A 25,582-nucleotide genomic window follows, 5' to 3' on the forward strand; every position below is an offset into this window, starting at 1 on the left:
GTTTATAAATTCTGACAAGTATTATAGCTCGTTTGCTTTTCTATTGCTTTTAGAATAAAAATATCTTTTACAGAAGATTAATAAAGGAAAAACAAAGTACGAGTGTCATGCAACCTCCTCCAACTGTAATTTTGCATTTTCAGGCATTCTAAGCATCTTATGCTAAAACTACAGTTTTGAGTAAACTAAGCTGACTATGCACTGGAACCACCTGTATTCTCCTATTCGTCTTGGTATAGAAGAGCGCGACACCGTTCATGATATGATACGTAATCCTTATCAGCAGGATTATGACCGACTCATATTTTCATCTCCTTTCCGCAGGCTACAAAATAAGACCCAGGTATTTCCTCTTCCCGGAAGTGTTTTTGTCCATAACCGACTTACACATAGCCTGGAAGTAGCCTGTGTTGGCCGTTCGCTGGGTAATATTATAGGGCATCGTATTGCAGATGAACATGCGGAGGAAGACACAATGTTTGCACACTTTTATCGTAACGAAATGGGTTCGGTAATTAGTGCCGCTTGCATTGCCCACGATATTGGAAACCCACCTTTTGGCCATTCCGGAGAGAAAGCAATTTCTACTTACTTTAATGAGTTAGCAGGAGAATTAAGGCAAGAGTTGGAAGGGCAACTAAATATGAGCCAGTGGAAAGACCTTACAAATTTTGAGGGTAATGCCAATGGACTCCGCCTCCTTACCCATCAGTTTAAAGAAAGAAGTGTGGGTGGCCTGCGACTAACTTACACTACTCTGGCTGCTATGGTAAAATACCCTTGTGAGTCGGCTATTGGCCTAAATAAAGAGCTAAAAAGTAGAAATAAATTTGGCTTCTTCCACTCAGAAATTAATACCTACAAAAAAATTGCTGAAGCCTTACAGCTTGAACCTACCTCTGACCAGCCTTTAGCCTATGTACGACACCCTTTTGTATACCTTGTTGAAGCTGCTGATGATATTTGCTATCAGGTAATTGACTGGGAAGACGCTCATCGTCTGAAAATTATTAGTACTGAAGAAGCGCACCAGCAACTCTTGGAATTTTTTGGAGATCAGCCCCAGCAATACAAAAAGTACAGAAGTAATGCACTTAAAATCAAAGACCTTAATGAGCGTATAGGCTACCTAAGAGCCATAACGATAAACCGCCTGGTTAATGAATGTGCCGATATTTTCTGGCGAAACAGAGATGCCATTCTGGCTGGAAAGTATGAAAAAAGCCTGCTTGAAGAGTTGAGCGGCACTCTGGCAGAAGCTTTTCGCGCATTACAGGCTCAATCTGTAGAGCGCATTTACAACTACCGCCCCGTAGTAGAAATAGAGCTTGCGGGATACAAAATTCTTGGAGGGTTACTGGAAGAATTTGTACCTGCGGTGCTAGGTATGAAAGGCCATCAGAGCAAAAAGCTTCTAAGGTTATTACCTTTGCAATTTCAGCCCTCGCATGAGGTTAGCTTGTACGAAAAGGTACAATTGGTTGTAGATTTTATCTCTGGGATGACTGACCTCTATGCCGTAGATCTTTTCCGGCATATCAAAGGAATATCGCTACCGGAGTTACATTAGTAAACATTTATGAGTGAACAGCTATTTTAGGTATATGCCTAAAAACGAAGCGTTTAACATAGAAAAAGCATTTGTATTACTTAGAAAAGAAGTGAAAGACCTTCCGAAGGCCGCTCTTTTTGACCTTTATGATCAGGGTTACACCTCACTATTTGAGCAGCTGGTTGCCTGCATAATTTCTATCCGTACTTATGATGAAGTGACAGTACCTACAGCTCTTAAATTGTTTGAGCAAGCCCGTACGCCAGAAGAAATAAGCAAACTCAGCAAGGCCCAAATTGATAGGCTTATTAAGGGCTGTACCTTTTATGAGAGCAAATCGCGACAGATTTTAGCTATTGCCAAAACGATTATAGATGAGTACCAAGGAGATTTACCAGCAGACTTTGACACCTTGCTAAATTTTAAAGGAGTAGGACCTAAATGCGCAAATCTGGCATTGGGTATAGCATGCCGACAGATGCGGATTGGAGTAGATGTTCATGTACATAGAGTATGCAATCGGTGGGGCTATATAGAGGCAAATTCTCCAGAAAAAAGCGTGTTCGCTCTACAGCAAAAATTACCAGAAAAATACAGTGTAGAAATCAACCGCCTGCTTGTACCTTTTGGGAAACATGTTTGCAGAGGAACAGTACCTCTCTGCTCTCAGTGTACCCTAAACAGTATGTGTGAGCAGAGAGGCGTTAAAAAGTACCAGTAGTTAGTCCAGTAAGTAGATTTATTGAAGACAGCCAGAAGGTAAACTGCTGTTAACTTGAGGGCAACACACTGGTTTTTGTTTCCGTAGGGAAGTTTGAAGGTACTTTTATTGTGACTTTGTCTGTAGCCATCCATTCTACTGAACGATTAAGCAATGTACGGAAGCCTACACAGCGAAAAGCAGTATCTTCTTTTTGAGTAGGCCACAAATGACCGGGCAAAAACGTCATCACTTTACCCTTACCATAAGGAATCCACCAAACCATTGGCTCATGTTTGCCAGTACCACCGCTCTCTTCCGTAGAGTAAGCTGAAGCAATAATATTCATATTCTCTGCTGGTCCTCGCTGGCCATGATACAACTCATCATGAGCATGCAACCAGGTAGTAGGCAAGCCTTTCATAATAGGGTTGCTGGCATCACGAGTAGTGATAGTCCAATCGTGTACTCTTCCGTGGCTGGCATTAGGCCCCTCACCGGCGGGTACTTTTACTACAGTACCATCTTCCTCTAAATAGATACGTGTACCCCCATCCTTGTTTCTCCAAAGCAGACCTACCATCTTTTCATATTCTTCCCAACCTTCAAAAGGATTGTTGGCTGCGTGTATCATCAGTGCACGCCCCCCCTTACTAATATAGCTTTCAAAGTTATTGCGAATAGGCTCTGGCCACATTTCCCCATTGTAGTTGCTAAGAATTACATCATACTCACTAAAATCTGGCTGCCAAGTAACCCACTCCGCTTCTTTAGCCCCTGGTGCAGGAGACATAGAAAGTGTAATGTCAAACTTTCCGCTCTCCTCTAATATATCTTCTATTAAAGGGGTGGTCCTTCTCCAGGTATGATTGTTCTGTCCGGTAAGAATCAGCACTTTAGGCTTATTTTTTCTGGCGGTTGTAAACTGAAAAAATGGAGCTGAAGCGGCAGATATTCCCATCAGCTGAATAAATTGACGGCGTGTAGTATTTTTCATAAGAGTACTAGAGTTGCACAAGCGTACAAATTATAGCACGTAACTGAGTTTTACAACCCTGACATCCTACTTAGTAACAAACTCCTGAAAACGAATTTTCAGAGATTTGTACTGTAGCGAAAATTCTTCCATCTCCCCTTTTACGATATGGTGCTCCTCATCCGTAATTACATGATTTTTAGTACGGTTAGCCAGCTCTAGTTTTTGATACAGCCTGGCTTCGTGTGCATATACCTTGTGCCTGAAATCATCTATTTTCGCTAAAATTTTAATCCACTGTTCTTTAAAATATTTGGATTCTTCTTTATCCTCCTGTTCTGTAATGTGTGGATTTCTTTTTGCCAACTGATGCTGAAAGTACTTAATTTCATCCTGATAAAGGTCAAATTCATTTAACCAATGGCGATGTTCATTATGTAAATGTACTAGGTTCTTATAAGGCATATCATTTGTATTTATAGTATAAGAGGTTCATTTTCATGCTATACAAGCAGTCACGAAATATGCTTACTACCAAACTGTTTCTGCTTCATTACTTACTATTTTACAGAGGTGCTGGAAGCAGCTGATGCTCCCTAAGTAAAGGTTTTAGCTTTCTTCTGAAGTTGATTTGTTGCCCGGAATTAGGAAACTCAATCATGTCATCGTGTATCACCTGAAAGCCGCTTGCCTTCAAAGCCTCACCTATTGCTTTATACACTACTGCGGAAATGAGTACAATCGGTGTGTTGGGTCTCGCTATGTGCAGTATCTCTTTAATAAGACCCGGCAGATTTTCACGATAGATTTTGATACGGGTAGCTGCTGTAGCTCCTGGTAGCGGTGTATCTACGGCTCCCATAAGATGATAGCCTTCTTCCTGCAAACGCTCCAGAAAGTATGCCTTTTCATTTCGTACTGCTTTAACGGTCTCAAATGCTTCTACCTCTTCAGAAAACAGAACTTTAATCAGTTCCAGAAAGAGACTATCTCCTCTACGTACATGTTCATAATAAAAATAACGATTTCTCTCCTCGGCAGGTGGCGCTTCCGTGATAAAAAGAACTTTAATATGGTCAGGGCGGTATTTTTCTCTGGCTTTAACAAATAGGTTTTTATCCATACTCTTTAAGCAAAGGCTAAGTTTACATTTGATGCTAAGGAGAAAAACGCAGTAGAGCAAGCTTTGTTAATGCAGAATTTACAGTGCCATACGTCCTACTTTGCCTAGTTATTTATTAGCCTTATTTTTGTAGTTCTTTTTCAGCTCAGGATACTGGCGAATAAACTAAAGGGTTGGCAGCATTATCATACTAGAATTTATGCGAACCTTTTTTTCTCACATAGGGTATTAAGTATTATGAAACGCGTAGTAGTAGGTATGTCAGGTGGAGTAGACTCTAGTGTCGCCGCCTATCTTTTGAAAGAACAAGGCTATGATGTGGTTGGCCTTTTTATGAAGAACTGGCATGACGATAGTGTTGTCATTAGCCGTGAGTGCCCCTGGGTAGAAGATAGCAACGATGCCCTCATTGTTGCGCAGAAGCTGGGTATCCCCTTCCAGACTATTGATTTGAGTAAAGAATATAAGGAGCGCATTGTAGATTATATGTTTTATGAATACGAGCGGGGACGTACGCCTAACCCTGACGTACTTTGTAATCGTGAAATTAAGTTTGATATTTTCCTGAAAACTGCGCTGAAACTGGGAGCTGACTATGTTGCCACAGGACATTATTGCCGTAAGTCGGAAACTGCAAATATTGACGGCAGTACTACCTATCATTTACTGGCAGGTAAAGACAATAACAAAGACCAAAGCTATTTTTTGTGTCAGCTCAATCAGGAGCAGCTGAGCAAGGCGCTTTTTCCGATCGGAGAACTGCAAAAGTCTGAAGTAAGGACTATCGCAAGAGAACAGGATTTGGTCACCGCTGACAAAAAAGATTCTCAGGGCTTGTGCTTTGTGGGTAAGGTTCGTTTGCCAGAGTTTTTGCAGCAGAAACTAAAGCCTAAGCCAGGCAAAATTGTAGAAATAGCTGCCGATGCTCCTGTTTATCAAAAATCGTTAGTATTGGCAGGTACAGCCGAAGAGGAACCGCTATCTTTATCTGAGTTGAGTGCCCCTTTTGAATATACACCCGATATGGGTAAGGTAGTTGGAGACCACAATGGTGCGCACTATTATACGATTGGGCAACGTAAAGGACTCAATGTAGGCGGAACACCAAAACCTTTGTTTATCATCTCTATCGATACAGAGAATAACATTGTGTACACCGGCCAGGGAGACGATCATCCCGGACTATACCGTTCTGCGCTCTTTATGAGTCAGGAAGAAAGTCATTGGATAAGAGAAGACCTTAAGCTAAAAAATGGTGAATCTACCGAATATCAGGTACGTATTCGTTATCGTCAGCCTTTGGAAAAAGCCAGACTCATTCAGGCCGAAGAAGGGCTATACATAGTATTTGACCGCCCACAAAGAAGCATTGCCAAAGGGCAATTTGCTGCCTGGTATCAAAATGATGAACTTATCGGTTCGGGAGTGATAGCATAGCTCCCGAACTTTATTTTTTAAGTATATACCTACCATTTGCCCTAAGTATTATTTTTTTGTCTGTTGCAGTACAGATACTTTCCTAACAGTACATCACTGGTAAACCTCAGTCGTTGAGCCGGCAACATTTTGTAACAATTCTTGATTATATTTAGAGAAGTGACTTGACTTTTCTGCAGGATTCTGTTATTTAATTGATGTTTTATGAAGAAAATTATTCTACTGCTGTTAATCAGCACTATATGGTTAAATGCGTTTGCTCAATCTGAATCATCAAGCTTTACCGCTAACTCTCCTGCCGAACCCGACAATGAAATTTCATACATAGAGAAACATAAACTGGCAATTCCTAAAAAAATCTTTCGTCGCAAAGATTACTCTCACTATCAGGAAGACCTGCTGGACAAATACCAATCAAACAAAAACTTTTTGAAGCAGGCTTTGCTACCCAGCTTGATTGCCCTTTCTTACTATCCTGAGTTACAAAACACCAAGATTAGATTTATCTATGCCGATACTAAGACCTCTTTAGCTGCCCGCCCACGTTTCTGGAGCCTTTTCCGAGGCAGAGAGAACCGCACATATAATATTTTTATCGACAAAAAAGTAAAGCAGCAAGAAGGCGTACTCTTTGAAGATTTTCCTTTCAATGCTCAGTTAGGAGGTATTGGACATGAGTATGCACACATTATTGATTACTCTGAACGCAGTGGCCTGAATATTTTATGGTTGGGAGTTAAGTATTTGTTCAGTAAAAAGGCCAGAGCCAAGCTTGAGCATAAAGTAGACAAGATTACTATTGAAAGAGGACTGGGCTGGCAGGCTATTGCCTGGGAAGAACATGTGCTTAAACACTCTACAGCATCTAACAAGTACAAGATTTACAAAAAGAAAGTGTACCTCAGCACAGAACAAATTAAAGATCACATGAACCAATGTCCAGTATACGGAGGGTCTTTATAGCCTCCTTTTATCTTCTGGTACTCCTAATCTCATAAATATCAAAATCATCAGATACACCGTACTTAATCAGATCATTTAGCGTATAAATTTCCAGAGAGGTAAGATCTTTTAATTTGTAGTTGTCCTCTCCAAGCCATTCTAATACTTCAAACTCTGACTCTTCTCCGTAATTTGTCAAAAAATATTTTTTCCCTATTCTAATATTATCAAATGATATAGGCATTGTGTACTTGCTTTATAGTATTAATGTGAACTACTTTCTAAACCGTAGTTTTGGTTAATTAGCGTTTTGTAGCTTTTAAATACCTGGGCGTTCGCTTTCGTATTGGTTACCACTTCCAAAATTTTGGCATGCTCAGAGTCTTTTCTATACAGACCTGATAGCTCTTCTCGCAAAAGTTCTACGTCTGCCTGGGTTTTGAGTTCTATACGCTGATATTGCATTCCAAAATCTTTGGCGGTATTTTCTGCTTCCAGCCTCTGCCGGGTTTCAAAATACTCTTCCAACTCAGGCTGTTGTGCCGGTCCGTCAATCATTCCAAATATGCCACCTGCATGATTGTTCAGCAATACAACCCTCAAATTAGGCAGCTGATAGTTATGCCAGAAAGCATTGCGATCATAGAAAAAAGCTAAATCTCCAGTCAGTAGAACAGTCAGCTTATCGCAGGCTAAAGCAGACCCTACTGCGGTGCTGTTGCTACCATCAATACCACTAGTTCCCCGGTTGGCAAAAACTTCTACTCCTGCCTGTTTATCACTCAAACCTATTAGGTTAGCGTAGCGCACTGACATACTATTAGCTAAGTGTAAATTACTGTGGTCCGGCAACGTTGCCACAACAGTTTGTACTGCCTGAAACTCGTTGGGCTGAGAAAAATCATGGTTTACTCCCAAAAAAAGGCTCTTAATATAAGTTACTGCCTTTTTCTCTTCTGTTTTCCATTTTTGAGCAAACTGAGTTTGTGCCATATCGTTCTGAGCTCCAACCTCACGCATAGCCTCAAAAAAGCTTAATGGAGAGCAGTGAATTAATTTTGTAAGAGATTGAAATGTATCGGCTGCCTGGCCACACTCTTGCAAGTGCCAGTGTTGTTTTGGTTTAAACTTACGCAAGTATAATTTTAGGTTTTTTGACATGACAGACAGTCCAAAACTTATAAGTAGATCTGCCTGTAATTCGTGAAGCAGCCCCTCATCTTTTTGAGCTAAAAATACGTCAGCATGCTTAAGTGCTCCTTCTACATCATGCCTGTTAGAGATAATATCTGCCACCACTGGAATATGATGTTCATGACTTATTTTCAGCAATGCTTTACTCAGCGCCTTATCCTTTAGCCCCTGCCCACACACAATCAGTTTTTTACCACTTTTCTGCCAGCTTTGACTCAGTACATCCTTTATGTCATTTGAAAGCAGGTAAGCTGAATGCTGCTGCTGAATTACTTTTATGGTATCGTCAAATTTTAGCTCTTCTCCTTTTTCTGGATAAAAAGGCTCACGTATAGGCACATTAATATGGACAGGCCCCTGAGGATAACCTGTACTGGTGTTAATAGCTTCGGATACCATTCTACCCGCATGCCATTGGTCTGCTGCAGACTGTCCTACAGGAAAGTGAAAACTCGTTTTAATGTGCTTTCCATAGATATCCTGCTGGCGAATGGTCTGCCCATCCAGTTGATCAATCCATTCTGGGGGGCGGTCAGCCGTAAGTACCAGGAGTGGTATTTGCTGAAAATAGGCTTCCGCAATAGCAGGGGCATAGTTATACGCTGCAGAGCCCGAGGTACATACCAATACTACTACTTCTCTTGTTTGTCGGGCTATACCCATTGCTACGAAAGCAGCAGAACGCTCATCACTCATAGTGCGGGTCTGAATCTGCGGATGACGGGCAAACGCTATAGATAAAGGGGCACATCGCGAGCCCGGAGATAGTATAGCCTGCCTTACCCCTAGCCGAGCACAAATCTGAACTGTATTGATTATAGATGGTAGTATCAAAGCTATTGCTTTTACTTTTTGCTAATTCAACTCTACAAAGCGCTGGCAAGTTTGACAATCTTTGCTGAATTAGCAAAGCTTAATTTTTATAGTGTAGGGAATAAAAAAAGAGGCCGAAGCCTCTTTGTATCTACAATAATATTAAGTTTAATTAGAGCGACTGGTTTTCTATAGATGCCAGCTGTACCAGTATTTCGTACTCTTCAGACGTGATATCCTGATAGAAGAAATGAATAGGGTTCACTTTCTGAGAGTCCTTAATAATTTCATAATGCAGGTGAGGTGCGGTAGAAGTACCAGAGTTTCCTACATACCCTATGCACTGCCCTCGCTCTACTGTCTGCCCAACTTTTACATTAAAGTCCGACATGTGAGCATACTTGGTTACATAACCAAAACCATGATCTATTTCTACCTGCTTACCATAGCCAGTAAAAGAACTTTTCACTGTAATTACTTTTCCAGCACCTGTAGCATATATAGGCGTACCCTGCGGTGCTGAGAAATCAACTCCGGGGTGCATCATTTTCACTTTGTAAATAGGGTGCATACGCATACCAAAACCAGAGGCTAACCTCCTGAGTTCTTTGTTAGAAACTGGCTGAATGGCAGGTATAGAAGCTAACATTTCTGTTTTATCTTCAGCCATATTCAGCAGGTCATCGTACGACTTGGTCTGTATATACAACTGTCGCTTTAGCTTATCTACCTTTTCTCGGGTATTGAGAATAAGCTCTTCACGCTCCAACCCATCTTCCAATAGTTCTTTATAGCGTTCTACCCCCCCTACTCCGGCATTTCTTACAGATACAGGAATGGGCTCTGCCTCAAATATGGTGCGATACACATGATTATCTCTATCCTGTAAAGACTCCAGCATTGTATGAGCACGCTCCATATCTTTGCTAAGCATGTCGTAATAAAACTGAAGCTCTTCGTTTTCTTTCTTTAAGCGGGCAGCCTTGGGAGATTCAAAATAAGAATCAAAAACAATGATTAGACAAATCCCGGCTACCAAAACCAGTGATAGAAATCCCAGTACGTTAAGGAATACATCCCACTTGCTCACGCGAATACGCTCGTATTTGCAGGTTTCGGTATCGTAATAATATTTTATCTTAGACATTGTTAATGCTGGTTTCTAATCTTTAATTTTGTCCCTTATAAGCATGTGGAAACGGAGATACGTAGATCAATTGATATAGGTTTATATTATAAAACATGGCAATATCCGAAGTTTTCACTATTTCATATCATGCGTTTACGCCGAAAAATTACGTCTATAATGAATTCTCAGGAAATTAGAACAACATTCATACAGTTTTTTGAAAGCAAGAAGCATCAGTTTGTACCTTCTGCTCCTATCGTAACAAAAAACGACCCAACCTTAATGTTTACGAATGCGGGGATGAATCAGTTTAAAGACTATTTTTTAGGCAATAAACCTGCCCCTAATAACCGAGTAGCAAACAGCCAAAAGTGCTTAAGAGTTTCCGGTAAGCATAACGATCTTGAAGAAGTAGGGATAGATACATATCACCATACTATGTTTGAGATGTTAGGAAACTGGTCATTTGGTGATTATTTCAAAAAAGAAGCTATTGCCTGGGGTTGGGAACTACTTACCGAAGTGTATAAGCTTCCTAAAGAACGCCTGTACGTTACGGTCTTTGGAGGAGACGAAAGCGATAAGCTAGATGTAGATCAGGAGGCTTACGACTTTTGGAAAGAGATTATTGATGAAGACCGCATACTCTACGGAAGCAAAAAAGACAACTTCTGGGAGATGGGAGATACGGGGCCCTGCGGACCTTGTTCGGAAATTCATATAGACTTACGACCACAGGCAGAAGTAGATAAGCAGGCTGGCAAAGAACTAGTTAATGAAGATCATCCGCAGGTAGTAGAAATATGGAACCTGGTATTTATGCAGTTTAACCGTCAGGCATCAGGCGAACTTAAGCCCTTGCCTGCCAAACATGTAGATACCGGAATGGGCTTTGAACGCCTAGTAATGGCTATACAAAATGTAGGTTCTACTTATGATACTGATGTTTTTACCCCACTTATCCAGCAGGTTTCTGGCTGGGCCGGAGTGGAGTATGGCAGTAAAAAAGAGACTGATATTGCCCTCAGAGTTATAGTAGACCATATCCGTGCAATTTCATTTGCAATTGCTGACGGGCAGCTTCCTTCTAATAATAAAGCAGGCTACGTTATCCGTAGAATATTGCGCCGTGCTGTAAGGTATGGCTATACTTTCCTCAATTTTAAAGAACCATTTTTATATCGTTTGGTAGCTCATCTGTCTGAGCAGTTTGCAGGGATTTTCCCTGAACTTAAAGCACAGAACGACTTTGTTACTAAAGTAGTACAGGAAGAAGAAGCCTCTTTTCTTCGTACTTTAGAAATAGGCCTTCGTAAGTTAGACCTGATTAAGCAAGAGTATCAGGAAACAAAAGTTATTCCTGGTGCAGTAGCTTTTGAGCTTTATGATACCTACGGCTTTCCTCTGGATCTTACTGCCTTGATAGCACGCGAAGGAGGACTGTCAATAGACGAACAGGGCTTTCAGCAGGAGATGAACAAGCAGAAAGAGCGCTCCAAAGGCGCAGCTACTATGGATACCGGAGATTGGGTTGTAGTTAAAGAGGATGAAGTTGAGTTTGTAGGCTATGATGAACTGAACACCGAAGCTCAAATTCTGCGCTATCGTCAGGTTTCTGAAAAGAAGAAAGCCTATTATCAGCTGGTGCTTAATCGTACCCCCTTCTACCCCGAAGGGGGTGGGCAGGTAGGAGATACCGGCTATATAGAGGCAAATGGCCATAAAACTTACATAATAGATACCAAGAAAGAAAACGACCTAATTATTCATTACGCCAAAGATCTTCCTGCTGATACTGCGGCTACTTTTAAGTGCGTAGTCAATGAAAGCAAGCGTATGCTTACTATGAACAACCATAGTGCAACTCACCTGCTTCATGCGGCGCTCAAACAGGTACTGGGTGACCATGTGCAGCAAAAAGGATCACTGGTTAACGACCAACTACTCAGGTTTGACTTTTCGCACTTCGCCAAAATGACCGAAGAAGAAATCAGACAGGTAGAGCATATCGTAAATCAGAAAGTTCGTGCTAATATCCCGCTGGAAGAGATGCGTAACGTACCTATGGAAGAGGCTAAAGAAATGGGAGCTACAGCCCTCTTTGGAGAAAAGTACGGAGACTTTGTGCGGGTAATTGCTTTTGATAGGGCGTACTCACTAGAACTATGCGGAGGTACCCACGTTCCTGCAACTGGCCATATTGGTCTTTTTAAGATTGTTTCTGAAAGTTCTATCTCTGCTGGAGTAAGGCGTATTGAAGCTATTTCAGCAGATACCGCTGAAAAATATGTAAACGAGCAGGAAGACCTTCTGAAAGAGTTAAAAGAAGCCCTCAAAAATCCGGCAGATCTTAAGAAAGCGATTGAGAATTTGGTTAGTGAGCGCAACCAGCTGCAAAAAAGTATTGAAACTATGCAGCAAAAAGAGGCGCTCAATGCAAAAGATAATATTCTGGCAAAGGCTTATCAGTTAGGCGATGTACAGGTAATTGTAGACAAAGTGTCTTTACCAAATGCTGATATGCTGAAGAAGCTCAGCTTTGATCTTAAAAACCAGGTAGATAAACTGGTGTTGGTGTTAGCGGCAGACATTGATGGCAAACCTCAGATTGCTATGGCTATTGATGAAGCTCTAATTAGCACTCACGATTTACACGCTGGCAATATGGTAAAAGCCTTGGCGAAAAACATAAAAGGAGGTGGTGGAGGACAAGCTTTCTTTGCTACTGCTGGCGGAAAAGATGTAAGTGGCCTGGATAAGGTATTAATACAAGCAAAAGAAATGCTGGAAGAAAAGATTCAATAATTAAGATAACTACTTACCGTACTAGAGTGATTGGTTAAACTGGTCACTCTTTTTTTATTCCTCGCTAAAATCAATTTTATCAACGACGTAGGCTCCACTGATCTGTTTGATCAGCATAAATACACGAAACTCACCCCGATCATATGTAAAGGTTCCTACAGAGTATTTGATTCCTTCCTTAGATGATCCCTGGTGTACGTAACGGAAGCCTTGGGGAGGGTATTTATTGAAAAAGTCTTTCAATACAAACTCAGCCTGATTTCGGCTATAGCTAGCCTTTTCTCCATTGATACTGATCTCTACAGTATTGTTTAAATACTTGCTCAGTTCTCTGGAGCTTCCTGTCTTTAAAGCATCCCTCACGTTGTTAATTACTTCATTCTGCGCGTTTGAGTATGCTGTTCCCAGCATCATCCAACAGAGGAAAGTAATTGCAAACGCTCTAATGATCTTTACATTCATAAAGTTACTGCAAAATTTACAGTTTTGTTTACCAAAACTGTGCCAACGACCCTGGGCTTAAAAAAATTCAATTTCATCTTCTTCTCGCCCTGTTTCATTTCCCTAAAGATCAGCTCGTTAAAGGTCCTATTTTTTAAGTTTTTTTGACCTTAGACAGCCCCTTTCTTTCAGAATAGGCTATCTGTTGATAGAACACAAAATTTATCCTGAATGATGTTAATTTAGCAATATATAATATTTTTTGACTTTTGTTTTTAAAATTTATCAGGCTTCAATAATACTCCTTCGCAATCAGGCTGGGGCATTGGTAGTTTTAGCGCAAGCCGTATCTTTGAGCTTGTGTAACTCCTCAGTAGAGGCATATCTTTTCATATTTATGAGTGCTGGTAATGCCATCCGCAAATTTGGGCAAAAGAAAATAAAACTTGGGCGTATTACCCTGGGCCTTTCCCTACTGGTATTTAGCGTAGTTATAGGTATGATCGGCTTCATTACATTGGAGCAATATTCTATGCTGGAAGCCTTTTATATGGCTATTATTACCTTGTCTACCGTAGGCTTTACCGAAGTGCAAACTCTCTCGGACAATGGGCGCTTATTTACTAGTTTTTATATCATATTTAACCTGGGCATCTTCGCTTATGCGATTAGTATTATCACTACCTATATTGTAGAGGGTGAGTTTAAAGAAATTTATCATCAGTACATGATAAGTAAAAGGGTACAGCGTATGCAAAATCATATCATCGTGTGTGGATTCGGCCGTAATGGCACTAAAACCTGTGAGGAACTGCTCAGTAGCGGGCGGCCATTTATACTTATAGAAAAAAATATTGAGCTGGCAGATAGCTTTCCGCGGGTTTCCAATTTTGAATACATCATAGGAGATGCCACAAGTGACGATACTCTGCATACCGCAGGTATAGACCGGGCAGAAGCCATTATTACTACCCTACCCCGCGATGCAGATAATGTTTTTATAACGCTTACTGCCCGTGAGCTTAACCCAAATGTGACAGTTATTTCGCGAGCCAGCGAAGAGAGTACGGCAAAAAAGCTTTACCGTGCCGGAGCCAACCAGGTTGTTATGCCAGACGCAATAGGAGGTGCACATATGGCACAACTGATCACGAAACCACAGGTTATAGAATTTTTGAACCTGCTCAATGGATTAAGTAGCGAACACCTTAAGCTGGAAGACTTCTCATACAATGAGCTTAAAGATGAGTTTAAAGATAAGTCTATCATGGACCTGGATATCCGTAAGCGTACTGGGGCTACAGTAATTGGGTTTAAAAGCAAAAAAAACGGGTTTACCGTTACTCCATCTGGCGACCTGAAAATTACTGAAGGAGATACCATGATCATTATTGGTACCGCTCAAAATATTGCATCTTTTAAGAAAATCTTCGGCTAATACGCTTACTAACCTCAGCAGATAGCTATGCTTGCCAGGTAAGCATAGCTTTTAATTTGCCGCTAAATCCAGTAGATTTGTAGCCTTTACTAAAAGCCCCCTAATGACAGCAGAGGAAGCAAAAAAAAGAATTGAAGACCTAAGTCAACAGATCAATTACCACAATCAGCTGTACTATCAGGAAAGCACTTCAGAAATTTCTGATTACGAATTTGACCAAATGCTGGAGGAGCTGATTCGTCTGGAAAATGAGTTTCCTGAATACAAATACCCCGACTCTCCCTCGCAAAGAGTAGGTGGCACTGTTACTAAAGAGTTTGATACGGTAGTTCACGACTACCCTATGCTTTCTTTAAGTAATACATATAGTAGCGAAGAACTTACAGAATTTGACAAAAGAGTAGCCAAAGGCCTCAACAATGAGGACTATGAGTATTTCTGTGAGCTAAAATTTGATGGTGTAGCAATTAGCCTGCTATATGAAAATGGATATTTAGTAAGAGCGGCTACCCGTGGAGATGGAACCAGGGGCGATGATATCACTCACAATGCACGTACTATACGCAGCATTCCACTTAGCATAAAGGCAGATAACTTGCCTCAGCGTTTTGAAGTAAGAGGAGAAGCCTTCTTACCTCGTGAATCTTTCAACAAAATTAACCGACAGCGAGAGGAAGCCGGAGAAGACCTGCTCGCTAACCCTAGAAATGCCGCCTCTGGTACTTTAAAAATGCAGGACTCAGCAGTGGTGGCACAACGTCAGCTGGATTGCTACCTCTATGCCATGGTGGGTGAAGACCTTCCTATCTTTACTCATGCTGAAGCTATAGCTCAGTTAGAAAAGTGGAATTTTAATATCTCAAAAACGTATCGTGCCTGCAAAAATATTGATGAGGTTTTTCGCTACATCAAAGAGTGGGAAGATAAGCGGCTGGAACTACCTGTAGATACTGATGGCATCGTTATTAAAGTTAACAGTCACGAACAACAGCGGATACTCGGTTTTACCGCTAAAAGTCCTCGCTGGGCTATAGCATATAAGTACAAAGCTCAGAGCGCATCCACTCAGTTGCTGGACATAGATTATCAGGTGGGTCGTACCGGAGCAATTACGCCCGTAGCCCATCTTTCGCCAGTAAAGTTGGCAGGAACTACTGTAAAGAGAGCTTCTCTGCACAATGCCAACGAAATAGCCCGGCTAGATCTCCGCTTAGGCGATACAGTTTATGTAGAAAAGGGAGGGGAAATTATTCCTAAAATTACGGGGGTAGATGTGAGCAAGCGGCAAGCGCACAGCCAGTCGGTGGAGTATATACAACATTGCCCGGCATGTGAGACTGCGCTTATCCGAAAGGAAGGAGAGGCTCAACATTTCTGCCCTAATATTAAAGGCTGCCCCCCCCAGATCAAAGGCCGGATAGAACACTACATACAGCGTAAAGCAATGGACATTGATAGTATGGGCAAAGAAACTGTATCTTTACTCTACGAGAATGGCTTGTTACGCACTCCTGCCGATCTGTATAAGCTTAGCTATGATGATATTTTTGAGCTGGAAGGATTCAAAGATCTATCTACTCAAAACCTGCTTAAGGGTATTGAGGAGTCCAAGAAAGTTCCTTTCGAGAATGTGCTCTTTGCCCTGGGTATACGGTATGTAGGAAAAACCGTAGCCGAAAAGTTAGCGCGCCACTTTGGAAATATTCGTAAGCTGGAAGCTGCCTCTTTTGAAGAACTCATCAACGTACCAGAAATTGGAGAACGCATCGCTCAGAGTATTCAACAGTTTTTTGGTGATCAGGACAATCGAGATATTGTAGAGGAGTTAATAGAAGCTGGCTTACAGTTTGAAATTGTAGAAGAAGAAGAGTACCGCGAAGGTAGCGCTCTGGAGGGTAAGTTATTTGTAGTCTCAGGAGTATTTACCACTTTTAGCCGGGAAGAAATAAAAGAGAAAATACGAGCTAATGGCGGCCAGGTGGTTTCTGCTGTTTCTGGTAAGGTAAATTACTTGCTGGCAGGAGAAAATATGGGCCCTGCCAAGCGCAAAAAGGCAGAAAGTTTGAACATTTCAATTATTTCTGAGCAAGATTTCTTAAATATGCTGAATACACAAAAATAGTGTTGTACCATGTTCATGTTTCTTACTAGAAAAATCATAAAATTTCAATTGCCTTCTTTGCTAAAAAAGAGCAAAGTAAAACACGGTACTGTCAATTATGACAAAGCGGAACGTGTAGGCATACTAGTTACTTTTCATGATCATGAGAAGCAGCACACGGTAGATGAGTTTATAGACCACCTGGTAGCTGATAAAAAAGAGGTACAGGTGCTCTGCTACGATAAGCGTAGAGCACGCAACAAAATATTTGGCTATTTACAGTTTACCGACAAACACATATCGCTCTTCGGAAAATTTAAAGCCGAACATGTGATAGACTTTATCAATAGTGATTTTGATTACCTCTTCCATTTAGATCTGGAATCTAACGAGATACTGGATAAAGTATTAGCTCTGAGTCAGGCTAAGTGTAGAATAGGTAGTGACATGGAAGCTCACCGTTCATTTTACGAGCTTATGATCAAATCCGATACAGTTACCCAACTTAGTAAGTTAATGCTTCACTATGCCAAAGTGGTAAATGTGAACGAAGAGCAGGTGTAATTTGAGTACTTGCTCTAAACATGGACTATACTTTATTGTGTATTACTAAGCTTCACTTTCCTTTCAGGCAAAAATAGTAAGCAATTCCTCGTATTTAAACTGAAAATCTCACTGAGCTTAATCGTTATGATTATTTTTAGTAAAGGCTATAAACGAAAAAAGGCAACTCTTAATGAGCTGCCCGTATTTTTTCTCGTCAGAATGATTAAGCTTTGTTCTTGATATCCTGAACTTCTACTCTAATTTCCTGAGCTAAGTTTTTCAGTTCCTGCATACCCTTTCTTACGCGAGTACCAGCAGCCTGATTTTCTTTGTCATAAAATTTTTCGAAGTCACCTTCAAGGGACATTACTAAATCTCTAAGTTGATCAAATCTTTTCATAGTTAAGTCTGGTTGTATGAAAAATGTTGTTTAGGCGGCAATATAGCTAATATGCTATACAATGAGCAAAAAAAACTTCCAATAATTCGTAATTATTGGAAAGCTGCCGCAAGCTCACCTGATTTGTAAACGCCAGATTCCAGTTTATGTTTAACTGCTTCAAAGGCTTTTATTGTTTCTTCCACATCATCCAGTGAGTGGGCAGCCGTAGGAATAAGACGAAGCATAATCACATCTTTAGGCACTACAGGGTAGATAACTACTGAGCAGAAGATAGAGAAGTTCTCTCTTAGATCATAAGCCAAAGCAGCTGCTTCTCCTACACCACCACTTAAAATAACAGGTGTAACTGGTGTAAGGGTAGAACCAATATTAAACCCACGCTCACGCAAACCATTTTGCAGCGCATTTACTACAGTCCACAGTTTCTCACGTAGCTCAGGCATGGTTTGGAGCATTTCTAAACGCTTAAGCCCTCCTTCTACCAATACCATAGGTAATGACTTGGCAAAAATCTGTGAACGTGTATTATATCGTAAGTAGCGAATCACCTGCTCGTCACCGGCAACAAAAGCACCTATACTTGCCATAGCCTTGGCAAAAGTAGAGAAATACAGATCTATACCATCTTGTACCCCCTGTTCTTCACCGGCGCCGGCACCGTTAGGGCCCATAGTACCAAAACCATGTGCGTCGTCTACCAATAGGCGAAACTCATATTTTTCTTTAAGAGCAATAATATCTTTAAGATTACCCATATTACCAGACATACCAAATACGCCTTCAGTAATAACAAGTATACCGCCGCCAGTCTCTTTAGCCAGCTTAGTAGCACGAGAAAGCTGTTTCTCCAGGTTTTCAATATCATTATTAGGGAAAACAAAACGCTTACCCATGTGTAGTCTTACCCCATCAATAATACAGGCATGAGACTCGGCATCATATACAATGATATCTTTTCTATCTACGAGTGCGTCTATGATAGACAGGATGCCCTGATAACCATAGTTAAGGAGCATAGCACTCTCTTTTTGTACAAAAGAGGCTAATTTTTGCTCAAGCTCGTCATGTTTTACTGTATTTCCAGACATTATCCTGGCACCCATCGGGTAAGCCAGCCCCCACTTTTCAGCGGCTTCCTGGTCTGCTTTTCTGATATCGGGATGGTTGGCTAGTCCTAAATAGCTGTTAAGACTCCAGGTCAAGACTTCGCGACCTCTGAACTTCATGCGGGGCGCTATATCTCCCTCTAATTTGGGAAACATAAAATAACCTTCTTCTACCCCTGCATGTCTGCCTAAAGGCCCCATGTCAACCGTAAATTTCTTGAATAAATCCACGTTTGCTCAGTTATGTGTAAACAAAATTTTACTAGATTATCGGGCAAAGTTAACACTTATAAGTTCCTTCACAATGAATCATATCATTAATTTTAAGCGAAACCTTAGCTTAATTTAAATGAAAACAACCTTTTGTTAAAAAAATTACAACAATATATTAGAATTCTCCTCTATATATGTCACAAATAACCAAACTACTTATAGCCAACCGTGGCGAAATTGCCCTACGTATCATGCGCAGCGCTCGCGAAGAAGGAATTCCTACTGTAGCTGTATTTAGCGAAGCAGACCAACAGGCTCCTCACGTATTGTATGCAGATGAAGCCGTATGTATAGGCCCTGCCCCCTCTTCTCAGTCTTATTTGAATATAGATCATATTATTGATGCGGCGAAAAAGACAAAGGCCAATGCAATCCACCCCGGTTATGGTTTTTTGTCGGAAAACGCTGCTTTTGCCCAACGTGTAGCCGATGAAGGTATAGTATTTATCGGCCCCTCTCCCCAGGCTATTGAAACTATGGGTAGTAAGCTTGCCGCTAAAGCTGCTGTAAAAAAGTATGGCGTTCCTCTGGTGCCAGGCACTGATGAAGCTGTATCAGATATCACAAAAGCTAAGGCAGCAGCAGCAGAAATTGGCTATCCCGTACTAATTAAAGCAAGTGCCGGTGGCGGTGGTAAGGGTATGCGAATAGTAGAACAGGAAAATGATTTTGAAGAACAAATGGAGAGGGCTGTCAGCGAAGCCAAATCTGCCTTTGGGGATGGCTCTGTATTTATAGAAAAATTTATTGTAGGTCCCAAGCACATAGAAATTCAGATTTTGGGAGATGAGCAAGGTAATATTGTTCATTTGTTTGAGAGAGAATGCTCTATTCAGCGCCGTTACCAGAAAGTAATAGAAGAAGCCCCTTCACCAGTACTTACCGAAGAAATAAGGCAGGCTATGGGACAGGCAGCTATTGGTGTGGCTCAAGCTTGTAATTATGTAGGCGCAGGTACTGTAGAGTTCGTAATGGGGCAAGATATGCAGTTTTACTTTTTGGAGATGAACACGCGCCTGCAGGTAGAACATCCTGTTACTGAGATGATTAGCGGTGTAGACCTGGTTAAACAGCAATTCCGTATAGCTGAGGGTAAAGCTATTTCTTTTACACAGCAAGACCTTAATATTAACGGGCATGCAATAGAAGTACGAGTATACGCAGAAGATCCAGCCAATAATTTTTTACCTGATACTGGTACACTTCAAACTTACCGCAGGCCGCAGGGGCCGGGCATTCGTGTAGACGATGGTTTTGAAGAAGGAATGCAGATTCCTGTGTATTATGACCCTATGATAGCCAAGCTCATTGTACATGCCGAAGATAGACCTACTGCAATAAAGCGGATGCTTAGGGCAATTCACGAATATCATATTACCGGCGTAGCAACTACACTGGACTTTTGCAGCTTTGTTTTGCAACATGAAGCTTTTACCTCGGGTAGGTTTGATACCAAATTTGTAGATCAGTTCTTTAAGCCAGAAGATTTTGCTCACCAAACAGTAAGTGAGGATACCGAACAGATTGCTGCTCTGGTTGCTGCTCACCTTTTTCAGCAAAAACAAATCAAACCAAGCCTGCAGGAAGAAAGCAGTACCAGTAGTACGCGCAAGTGGAAACAACGAAGGTTTTCCTAAACCTTTTCAGTTCGCATTTGTAGTTGAATTATATGGCAAAAATTCGTCCATTAAAAGCTTGGAGATACCACAAAGAGATGAGTGCGGACATAGGCGCACTTTTGTCTCCTCCCTTTGATGTGGTTTCTCCCAAACAAAGAGAAGCACTTTACCAGAATCCTTACAATAGTATACATCTTTCTGTTCCTGCGGGTCAGCAGCCACACCAGCAGGCAGCCTTTACATTGGCTCGCTGGAAAGAAGAAGGTACCATTCAGCAGGATCCGCAAGCAGGTATATATGTTTATTATCAATACTTCAGACTCCCTGGTGATGCTAACGAGTATTGCCGAAAAGGCTTCATCTGTATGATAGAAGCGTCTTTTTGGGAAGAAAAGATTGTGCTCAGGCACGAAAACACCATACCTGGATCGGTAAATGATCGCATTCAACTGTTAGAAGCAACTCAGCTTAATGCTAGTCCAACCCATGGGCTCTACACTGATCCGGAACATCATCTGGAGTCTATAATGGATGAGTGCATGCGTAACCCCTTGTATCAGGCTGAAGACTTTCAGGGAGTACGAGATGTTTTTGGTGTAATTGAGGAGGAGGAGCAAATACAAAAGTTTGTGCAATTGCTGGCAGGTAAACAGATAATTTTGGCTGATGGGCATCATAGGTATGAAAGCTCTTTGGTTTACCGTCGTAAAATGATGCAGGAAAATACAAATCATCAGGGAGACGAAGCCTATAACTATCATCTAATGTACCTTACCAATACTGAGGCAGAAGACTTAAGAGTGTTGCCTACGCATAGGTTGGTGTCAGGAATCCACAATTTTGGAGAAGGCAAACTATTAGAGGCCAGTGCGCCCTATTTTGATATATACGCTCAGGAAAATCCCTGTGATATACCAGAGATAATCGCAGGCAAGGCATACACATTTGGCCTTTTGTTAAAAGAGCAGTGTTACAAACTAAAGCTAAAAGAGCAGTGGCAGGGAAAGATTGAATGGTCTGTACACCAATATCTTAAACAGCTGGATATTGTTGCTCTGCATTATTTTCTTCTGGAAAAAGTACTGGGAATACCAAAAGATGAGCAACGTAGTGCCCGTGAAATTGAATATGAACGAAGCTTTGCCAACTGCCTCTATCAGGTAAGTACTACTGAAAAGGCACAGATAGCACTTATTACGAATGGAGTGAACATTGAGCAAATTAAACAAATTTGCTATGCCGGACATTTGTTACCTCAAAAGTCTACGTACTTTTATCCGAAAGCAATTTGTGGTTTTTTGTTTGCCTCTATAGATCAAGATGAATTTTAAACTAATTTTAGCGTCCAACTCACCACGAAGAAAACAACTACTCCAGGAGATGGGTCTGGGCTTTAGCGTACATACCATAGAAGTTGATGAACTATACCCTGAGACCTTACCTGCCACTCAGGTAGCTGAGTTTCTTGCCCGAAAAAAAGGAAAAGCTTACCAGCTACAAATGCAGCCTGATGAACTGATCATTACTGCTGACACTACCGTAATTATTGGAAGAGAAGTTTTAAACAAACCGGTAGATAGAGCAGAAGCTCTTGACATGCTGAACAAGCTATCTGGCACTACGCACGAAGTAGTGACAGGAGTATGCCTCACTCTGGCCGACCAGCAACATAGCTTTAGTGATACCACCAGAGTAAGTTTTAAAACTTTGTCGCAAGAGGAAATTACGCACTACGTCAACCAGTACCGTCCGTATGATAAGGCCGGTGCCTATGCTATACAAGAATGGATTGGTATGGTTGGCATAGAACGTATAGAGGGTTCTTATTTTAATGTAGTAGGCTTACCCGTAGGTAAGCTTTATGACCACCTTAAAGGTATTGTAGATTTTATGCCTAAAAACTAATTCCCTTTTAAAATAAAGGGCACGTTCTACCGCTAATTATCATGAAATCTGTACATACGCTTGAGCCTGAACTCCTTCACGTACTTATCAAAATTATCCACAGCTTTAAGCCAACCCGCATGGTAGCTACGATACACTGTGCCTTTTTCCTGGTAAATAGAGGCTCCTGTTTTCTCGGTTTTCATGTTTTTATAGTTTTATTTTAAGCTACCACATTAGCTTTAAAAATATGCTAATGTTTTCTGTGAAAAATTTCTTGTATTGCAACACATACCACATAATATTGTTGTAATCACAATACAAATTCCGATAAAAGTATGTTTGCCCAAAACTATACTTTACCTCAGGCAAATTTGATAGTAAGCTTACTCTATTACACTAAGAAAAAATCATACCATTTATTACGCATAAATATACCTACAAACAAATTTTTATTTCTGCGGCATACACACAAGTATCTCACAAAAAAATTGTGAGATACTCAAAATTAAATATTACCATGAAAACTCAACTTAACTTAAATACCTGATAATCAATCTCTGTACTCTGAATAGCTTTGTTGGCGGGGTATGAAATAATAATCTGCCAGCTGAATTAAAAAGAACATAATTGCAGCAAAAATTACAACCCACCTTAGCTCAATCAGATAGTTTACCATTATACTGGCTAGCTCCTGCTCAAAGATGAACAGGCATGCTGCACAACTGGTAAGTGCTAGTAGTATACTTAGACTCATCCATAGCCAATACTTTTTAACTTGTTGCCGTGTGTGAAGTTGTACAGCTTTTCGACTTACCTTATCAGCAAAACTCCAGGATAAGCCTCCCTGCGGTTCCTCCTCCAGGGCTTTGTACAAAAGCTGATACATTTTCTGGTCTTCGCCCCTAGCCTGCTCACCTTTCTCAAGTCCTTGGTCCAAAAGCCTTTGAATTTCTTCGTCCGTCAGCTTTTTCATAAGAGTTCCTCCTTTCTAAAAACAGTTTCCAGTTTTTCTTTTAATAATTTTCTTGCTCTAAATAAATAGTTTTTAACAGTACCTTCTGGCATGCCACTAATCTCGCCTATTTCTGTATAAGACATTTCCTGCAAATGATAAAGCGTAAGCACCACCTTATATTGCTGAGGCAGTTGTTCAATTAGTTGATGAACATACTTGTGTACGTAATTGCGATCTACAAATTGTTCGGCACTTATTTCCAGGCTTTCCCATTGAGCAGAGACCGTTTCTAAACCTGTTTCCTGGTACTTTTTGTGCTTTCTAAGGTGGTTGATTGTCGTTTTGTATGCTATACTTCCTATCCAGGTAGAAAGTTGTGATTCATGTTTGAACCGAGATAAATTACGATATACCTTCAAAAAAATTTCCTGACACAAATCCTCTCTCTCCTCCTCCCTATCTATCAGACGGCTTACCATATGGTAAACGAGTCTTTCATGAGCTTTTACTAACTCACGAAAAGCCTGTGGGTCTCCTTTCAGCACACGCCTGATAAGTATACTATCGTCTTTCATCGGGCAATTAGACAAGAGCGCTTAAAAAAGGTTGCAAAAATATTTTTTTAGTTTTTCTGCAACATATTTCTATCCTGCCTGACTAATGGAGCAAAACCATTTAAACATTAACACCATGCACTTTATAGAAGCCCCTTTAATTGTTGGTATCATATTTTTTGGTATTGTAAACATTATCAAAGCATTTAGTAATCATTTCCTCAGAAGAAAAATGATAGATAATAACCAACTGGATGACAACACCCTGAAAGCTTTAAAACTTGAGCACAACCCTTACGAAGGCCTTAAGTGGGGTATGATCACTCTCTTTGGTGGCATAGGATTAATTTTAATAGAATATATACCCACGGACTATAATTCTCCTTTGCCTTTTGGGTTAGAAGCAGTAATGATATCACTCGGTTTTCTGTCTTACTACTTTGTCAGAAACAGACAGTCTTCTACCAAAATATAATTCTCTAGTCAGAGTTTTCATCTCTACAGGCAGGCTATTAAACTGCTGCTAATACCTGCCTTAAAGCCTATTATAGGCCTAATATTAATTGCCTTTTCAAATTAACTTTTTAAGTATCGAATAAATATATAAAAACTTGCATGTAAAATATAAAACCCACTACTTTGTATTACATTGTACCTAACATTAGTTAGTACTGTACGTATATTTTATCATCCGGTGCAACTTTTTTGAACGATACTGCATCTCAACATTGAAAACTAACTTAAATACCTGAGCTATGATCAAGCCTGCTATAATTAATGTGAGAATACAAGCTAAAGGCAAACTGTCGCAGCTATGCCTGGAGCAGGGCATTGAAGATTTACAAGGGGTGGTTGATCATCTCAGGAGCCTGCCCTACGGCCGTACCTCAGAAAAAAGAAACCTGGCATTAGTGATGGAAGAAGGCAGAGGTACCTGCTCCGCTAAACATGCCTTTCTGGCACAACTTGCCTTTGAAAATGGTGTAAGAGGGCTACACCTCGCACTATGCACTTATAATATAACTGAAAGCACCCACCATGAAGCCAAGGCGATATTGAAGCATTATGGACTAAAGGCTATCCCAGAGGCTCGCTGCTTTATTAAATACAAAAACAATATTTATAATCTGGTAGGCAGGCAACTACCGAAGCAGCCAGAAATAATGTCTGACATTGAGATTGCCCCTCTACAAGTAGCCAGCTTTAAAAAAAGATACCACAAAAATTATATCGAAAACTGGCTAAGAATTGAGCGTATACATAAACGCTGGAGCCCGGAACAGATATGGAGCATCCGAGAGGAATGTATAGAAGCAGCAGAAGAGAATTGGGAAAGCTGTCCACGGCTGCTCTGCTGTGCTTAAGATGACTTATTTACGTTAACTGACATTATTACTACTCCGTACTGTCATAGCGGCAGTATGTAAGTTCTTAAGCTATAATAATAGGTTTTGGCATTCTGTTTGTCAAAAGAAAAACTGTAAACAGAAAGTGACACCAATCCAAAACCAGCCTACGGTAGGTAGGCATACTGCTTAAGATAGTAGTATCATAGATTACGCGAGCCTTGACTTCTTATTGCAAACCG

Annotated in this window: 25 protein-coding genes; 13 read left to right on the forward strand and 12 right to left on the reverse strand. The window is 40.8% G+C overall.

Going from position 1 to position 25,582, the window contains the following annotated elements:
* Positions 1-196: 196 nt before the first annotated feature.
* Together PZB74_RS03490 and PZB74_RS03495 are read left to right on the forward strand one after the other, a co-directional pair.
* Positions 197-1,570, forward strand: coding sequence for a deoxyguanosinetriphosphate triphosphohydrolase (locus PZB74_RS03490; protein WP_302240810.1), 1,374 nt, complete (start codon positions 197-199; stop codon positions 1,568-1,570).
* A gap of 34 nt (positions 1,571-1,604) precedes the next feature.
* Entirely contained in the window at positions 1,605-2,273 is a 669-nt protein-coding gene (locus PZB74_RS03495) for an endonuclease III domain-containing protein (RefSeq protein WP_302240812.1), read from the forward strand.
* Between the two features lie 49 nt (positions 2,274-2,322).
* On the opposite strand, the gene PZB74_RS03500 is transcribed toward PZB74_RS03495, so the two are convergent.
* From PZB74_RS03500 to PZB74_RS03510, 3 genes are all read right to left on the reverse strand, one after another.
* A complete protein-coding gene (locus PZB74_RS03500) occupies positions 2,323-3,249 on the reverse strand; it encodes a ThuA domain-containing protein (RefSeq protein ID WP_302240815.1) in 927 nt (308 codons plus the stop codon).
* A gap of 66 nt (positions 3,250-3,315) precedes the next feature.
* Positions 3,316-3,693, reverse strand: coding sequence for a hypothetical protein (locus tag PZB74_RS03505; RefSeq protein ID WP_302240816.1), 378 nt, complete (start codon positions 3,691-3,693; stop codon positions 3,316-3,318).
* Between the two features lie 100 nt (positions 3,694-3,793).
* Positions 3,794-4,351: a hypothetical protein gene (locus PZB74_RS03510; RefSeq protein ID WP_302240818.1), complete on the reverse strand. Its 558-nt coding sequence runs from the start codon at positions 4,349-4,351 to the stop codon at positions 3,794-3,796.
* A 237-nt stretch (positions 4,352-4,588) separates the two neighbouring features.
* Between PZB74_RS03510 and mnmA the strand changes: the two genes are divergently transcribed.
* Positions 4,589-5,788, forward strand: coding sequence for a tRNA 2-thiouridine(34) synthase MnmA (mnmA, locus tag PZB74_RS03515; protein ID WP_302240820.1), 1,200 nt, complete (start codon positions 4,589-4,591; stop codon positions 5,786-5,788).
* Positions 5,789-5,992: 204 nt separating this feature from the next.
* Positions 5,993-6,751, forward strand: a complete 759-nt coding sequence (locus PZB74_RS03520; RefSeq protein ID WP_302240822.1) for a hypothetical protein — start codon at positions 5,993-5,995, stop codon at positions 6,749-6,751.
* Between the two features lie 7 nt (positions 6,752-6,758).
* Here PZB74_RS03520 and PZB74_RS03525 read toward each other — a convergent pair whose 3' ends face one another.
* The 3 genes from PZB74_RS03525 to PZB74_RS03535 all read right to left on the reverse strand — a co-directional run bounded on the left by PZB74_RS03525 (position 6,759) and on the right by PZB74_RS03535 (position 9,884).
* Positions 6,759-6,974, reverse strand: coding sequence for a hypothetical protein (locus PZB74_RS03525; RefSeq protein WP_302240823.1), 216 nt, complete (start codon positions 6,972-6,974; stop codon positions 6,759-6,761).
* 20 nt (positions 6,975-6,994) lie between these two features.
* Positions 6,995-8,758, reverse strand: coding sequence for a 2-succinyl-5-enolpyruvyl-6-hydroxy-3-cyclohexene-1-carboxylic-acid synthase (gene menD, locus PZB74_RS03530; RefSeq protein ID WP_302240825.1), 1,764 nt, complete (start codon positions 8,756-8,758; stop codon positions 6,995-6,997).
* 151 nt (positions 8,759-8,909) lie between these two features.
* On the reverse strand, positions 8,910-9,884 hold the full coding sequence (locus PZB74_RS03535; RefSeq protein ID WP_302240827.1) for a M23 family metallopeptidase: 975 nt from the start codon (positions 9,882-9,884) through the stop codon (positions 8,910-8,912).
* Positions 9,885-10,043: 159 nt separating this feature from the next.
* Between PZB74_RS03535 and alaS the strand changes: the two genes are divergently transcribed.
* Positions 10,044-12,671 (forward strand): alanine--tRNA ligase, encoded by a 2,628-nt coding sequence (gene alaS / locus PZB74_RS03540; RefSeq protein ID WP_302240829.1) that lies wholly within the window; start codon positions 10,044-10,046, stop codon positions 12,669-12,671.
* A gap of 54 nt (positions 12,672-12,725) precedes the next feature.
* Here the strand turns inward: alaS and PZB74_RS03545 are convergent, their stop codons facing one another.
* Positions 12,726-13,133 carry a DUF4783 domain-containing protein gene (locus PZB74_RS03545; protein WP_302240831.1) on the reverse strand — a complete coding sequence of 136 codons (408 nt, stop codon included), beginning with the start codon at positions 13,131-13,133 and terminating at the stop codon, positions 12,726-12,728.
* Between the two features lie 376 nt (positions 13,134-13,509).
* On the opposite strand from PZB74_RS03545, the gene PZB74_RS03550 reads away from it, so the two are divergent.
* The 3 genes from PZB74_RS03550 to PZB74_RS03560 all read left to right on the forward strand — a co-directional run bounded on the left by PZB74_RS03550 (position 13,510) and on the right by PZB74_RS03560 (position 17,215).
* Positions 13,510-14,550 carry a potassium channel family protein gene (locus PZB74_RS03550; RefSeq protein ID WP_302240832.1) on the forward strand — a complete coding sequence of 347 codons (1,041 nt, stop codon included), beginning with the start codon at positions 13,510-13,512 and terminating at the stop codon, positions 14,548-14,550.
* A gap of 103 nt (positions 14,551-14,653) precedes the next feature.
* Positions 14,654-16,672, forward strand: a complete 2,019-nt coding sequence (gene ligA / locus PZB74_RS03555) for an NAD-dependent DNA ligase LigA (protein WP_302240834.1) — start codon at positions 14,654-14,656, stop codon at positions 16,670-16,672.
* A 15-nt stretch (positions 16,673-16,687) separates the two neighbouring features.
* Positions 16,688-17,215: a DUF6913 domain-containing protein gene (locus PZB74_RS03560; RefSeq protein WP_436837122.1), complete on the forward strand. Its 528-nt coding sequence runs from the start codon at positions 16,688-16,690 to the stop codon at positions 17,213-17,215.
* Positions 17,216-17,420: 205 nt separating this feature from the next.
* Here PZB74_RS03560 and PZB74_RS03565 read toward each other — a convergent pair whose 3' ends face one another.
* Together PZB74_RS03565 and PZB74_RS03570 are read right to left on the reverse strand one after the other, a co-directional pair.
* A complete protein-coding gene (locus PZB74_RS03565; protein WP_302240838.1) occupies positions 17,421-17,597 on the reverse strand; it encodes a BF3379 family histone-like protein in 177 nt (58 codons plus the stop codon).
* Positions 17,598-17,689: 92 nt separating this feature from the next.
* Complete coding sequence (locus tag PZB74_RS03570) at positions 17,690-18,937, reverse strand: aminotransferase class I/II-fold pyridoxal phosphate-dependent enzyme (protein WP_302240840.1); 1,248 nt, start codon at positions 18,935-18,937, stop codon at positions 17,690-17,692.
* Positions 18,938-19,113: 176 nt separating this feature from the next.
* Here PZB74_RS03570 and accC point away from each other — a divergent pair, with 176 nt between their 5' ends.
* From accC to PZB74_RS03585, 3 genes are read left to right on the forward strand one after another with little or no spacing between them, the layout of a single operon-like run.
* A complete protein-coding gene (accC, locus tag PZB74_RS03575; RefSeq protein ID WP_302240842.1) occupies positions 19,114-20,616 on the forward strand; it encodes an acetyl-CoA carboxylase biotin carboxylase subunit in 1,503 nt (500 codons plus the stop codon).
* Between the two features lie 32 nt (positions 20,617-20,648).
* Positions 20,649-21,929 (forward strand): DUF1015 domain-containing protein, encoded by a 1,281-nt coding sequence (locus PZB74_RS03580; RefSeq protein ID WP_302240843.1) that lies wholly within the window; start codon positions 20,649-20,651, stop codon positions 21,927-21,929.
* On the forward strand, positions 21,919-22,503 hold the full coding sequence (locus PZB74_RS03585) for a Maf family nucleotide pyrophosphatase (protein ID WP_302240844.1): 585 nt from the start codon (positions 21,919-21,921) through the stop codon (positions 22,501-22,503). The genes PZB74_RS03580 and PZB74_RS03585 overlap by 11 nt, the downstream gene beginning before the upstream one ends.
* A 32-nt stretch (positions 22,504-22,535) precedes the next feature.
* Here PZB74_RS03585 and PZB74_RS03590 read toward each other — a convergent pair whose 3' ends face one another.
* The 3 genes from PZB74_RS03590 to PZB74_RS03600 form a co-directional block, all read right to left on the reverse strand.
* Positions 22,536-22,688: a hypothetical protein gene (locus tag PZB74_RS03590; RefSeq protein WP_302240846.1), complete on the reverse strand. Its 153-nt coding sequence runs from the start codon at positions 22,686-22,688 to the stop codon at positions 22,536-22,538.
* A gap of 347 nt (positions 22,689-23,035) precedes the next feature.
* Complete coding sequence (locus PZB74_RS03595) at positions 23,036-23,458, reverse strand: hypothetical protein (protein ID WP_302240847.1); 423 nt, start codon at positions 23,456-23,458, stop codon at positions 23,036-23,038.
* On the reverse strand, positions 23,455-24,015 hold the full coding sequence (locus tag PZB74_RS03600) for an RNA polymerase sigma factor (RefSeq protein WP_302240848.1): 561 nt from the start codon (positions 24,013-24,015) through the stop codon (positions 23,455-23,457). The genes PZB74_RS03595 and PZB74_RS03600 overlap by 4 nt, the downstream gene beginning before the upstream one ends.
* Positions 24,016-24,130: 115 nt before the next feature.
* Here PZB74_RS03600 and PZB74_RS03605 point away from each other — a divergent pair, with 115 nt between their 5' ends.
* Both PZB74_RS03605 and PZB74_RS03610 read left to right on the forward strand, forming a co-directional pair.
* Positions 24,131-24,469 carry a DUF6249 domain-containing protein gene (locus PZB74_RS03605; RefSeq protein ID WP_302240850.1) on the forward strand — a complete coding sequence of 113 codons (339 nt, stop codon included), beginning with the start codon at positions 24,131-24,133 and terminating at the stop codon, positions 24,467-24,469.
* A 280-nt stretch (positions 24,470-24,749) separates the two neighbouring features.
* Positions 24,750-25,358, forward strand: a complete 609-nt coding sequence (locus tag PZB74_RS03610; protein ID WP_302240852.1) for a hypothetical protein — start codon at positions 24,750-24,752, stop codon at positions 25,356-25,358.
* Positions 25,359-25,582: the final 224 nt, after the last annotated feature.

The sequence above is a fragment of the Porifericola rhodea genome (assembly GCF_030506305.1).
GTDB lineage: Bacteria > Bacteroidota > Bacteroidia > Cytophagales > Cyclobacteriaceae > Catalinimonas > Catalinimonas rhodea.

Bases quoted from the DNA above. Each gene is read 5' to 3' on its own strand.
- PZB74_RS03565 (WP_302240838.1), bottom strand. From the start codon at position 17,597: ATGAAAAGATTTGATCAACTTAGAGATTTAGTAATGTCCCTTGAAGGT.
- PZB74_RS03560 (WP_436837122.1), top strand. From the start codon at position 16,688: ATGTTTCTTACTAGAAAAATCATAAAATTTCAATTGCCTTCTTTGCTA.
- PZB74_RS03595 (WP_302240847.1), bottom strand. From the start codon at position 23,458: ATGAAAAAGCTGACGGACGAAGAAATTCAAAGGCTTTTGGACCAAGGA.
- PZB74_RS03500 (WP_302240815.1), bottom strand. From the start codon at position 3,249: ATGAAAAATACTACACGCCGTCAATTTATTCAGCTGATGGGAATATCT.
- PZB74_RS03590 (WP_302240846.1), bottom strand. From the start codon at position 22,688: ATGAAAACCGAGAAAACAGGAGCCTCTATTTACCAGGAAAAAGGCACA.
- PZB74_RS03550 (WP_302240832.1), top strand. From the start codon at position 13,510: ATGAGTGCTGGTAATGCCATCCGCAAATTTGGGCAAAAGAAAATAAAA.
- PZB74_RS03490 (WP_302240810.1), top strand. From the start codon at position 197: ATGCACTGGAACCACCTGTATTCTCCTATTCGTCTTGGTATAGAAGAG.
- PZB74_RS03580 (WP_302240843.1), top strand. From the start codon at position 20,649: ATGGCAAAAATTCGTCCATTAAAAGCTTGGAGATACCACAAAGAGATG.
- mnmA (WP_302240820.1), top strand. From the start codon at position 4,589: ATGAAACGCGTAGTAGTAGGTATGTCAGGTGGAGTAGACTCTAGTGTC.
- PZB74_RS03495 (WP_302240812.1), top strand. From the start codon at position 1,605: ATGCCTAAAAACGAAGCGTTTAACATAGAAAAAGCATTTGTATTACTT.
- PZB74_RS03505 (WP_302240816.1), bottom strand. From the start codon at position 3,693: ATGCCTTATAAGAACCTAGTACATTTACATAATGAACATCGCCATTGG.
- PZB74_RS03520 (WP_302240822.1), top strand. From the start codon at position 5,993: ATGAAGAAAATTATTCTACTGCTGTTAATCAGCACTATATGGTTAAAT.
- PZB74_RS03600 (WP_302240848.1), bottom strand. From the start codon at position 24,015: ATGAAAGACGATAGTATACTTATCAGGCGTGTGCTGAAAGGAGACCCA.
- PZB74_RS03545 (WP_302240831.1), bottom strand. From the start codon at position 13,133: ATGAATGTAAAGATCATTAGAGCGTTTGCAATTACTTTCCTCTGTTGG.
- PZB74_RS03610 (WP_302240852.1), top strand. From the start codon at position 24,750: ATGATCAAGCCTGCTATAATTAATGTGAGAATACAAGCTAAAGGCAAA.
- alaS (WP_302240829.1), top strand. From the start codon at position 10,044: ATGAATTCTCAGGAAATTAGAACAACATTCATACAGTTTTTTGAAAGC.
- PZB74_RS03525 (WP_302240823.1), bottom strand. From the start codon at position 6,974: ATGCCTATATCATTTGATAATATTAGAATAGGGAAAAAATATTTTTTG.
- PZB74_RS03535 (WP_302240827.1), bottom strand. From the start codon at position 9,884: ATGTCTAAGATAAAATATTATTACGATACCGAAACCTGCAAATACGAG.
- ligA (WP_302240834.1), top strand. From the start codon at position 14,654: ATGACAGCAGAGGAAGCAAAAAAAAGAATTGAAGACCTAAGTCAACAG.
- PZB74_RS03585 (WP_302240844.1), top strand. From the start codon at position 21,919: ATGAATTTTAAACTAATTTTAGCGTCCAACTCACCACGAAGAAAACAA.
- PZB74_RS03510 (WP_302240818.1), bottom strand. From the start codon at position 4,351: ATGGATAAAAACCTATTTGTTAAAGCCAGAGAAAAATACCGCCCTGAC.
- PZB74_RS03605 (WP_302240850.1), top strand. From the start codon at position 24,131: ATGCACTTTATAGAAGCCCCTTTAATTGTTGGTATCATATTTTTTGGT.
- accC (WP_302240842.1), top strand. From the start codon at position 19,114: ATGTCACAAATAACCAAACTACTTATAGCCAACCGTGGCGAAATTGCC.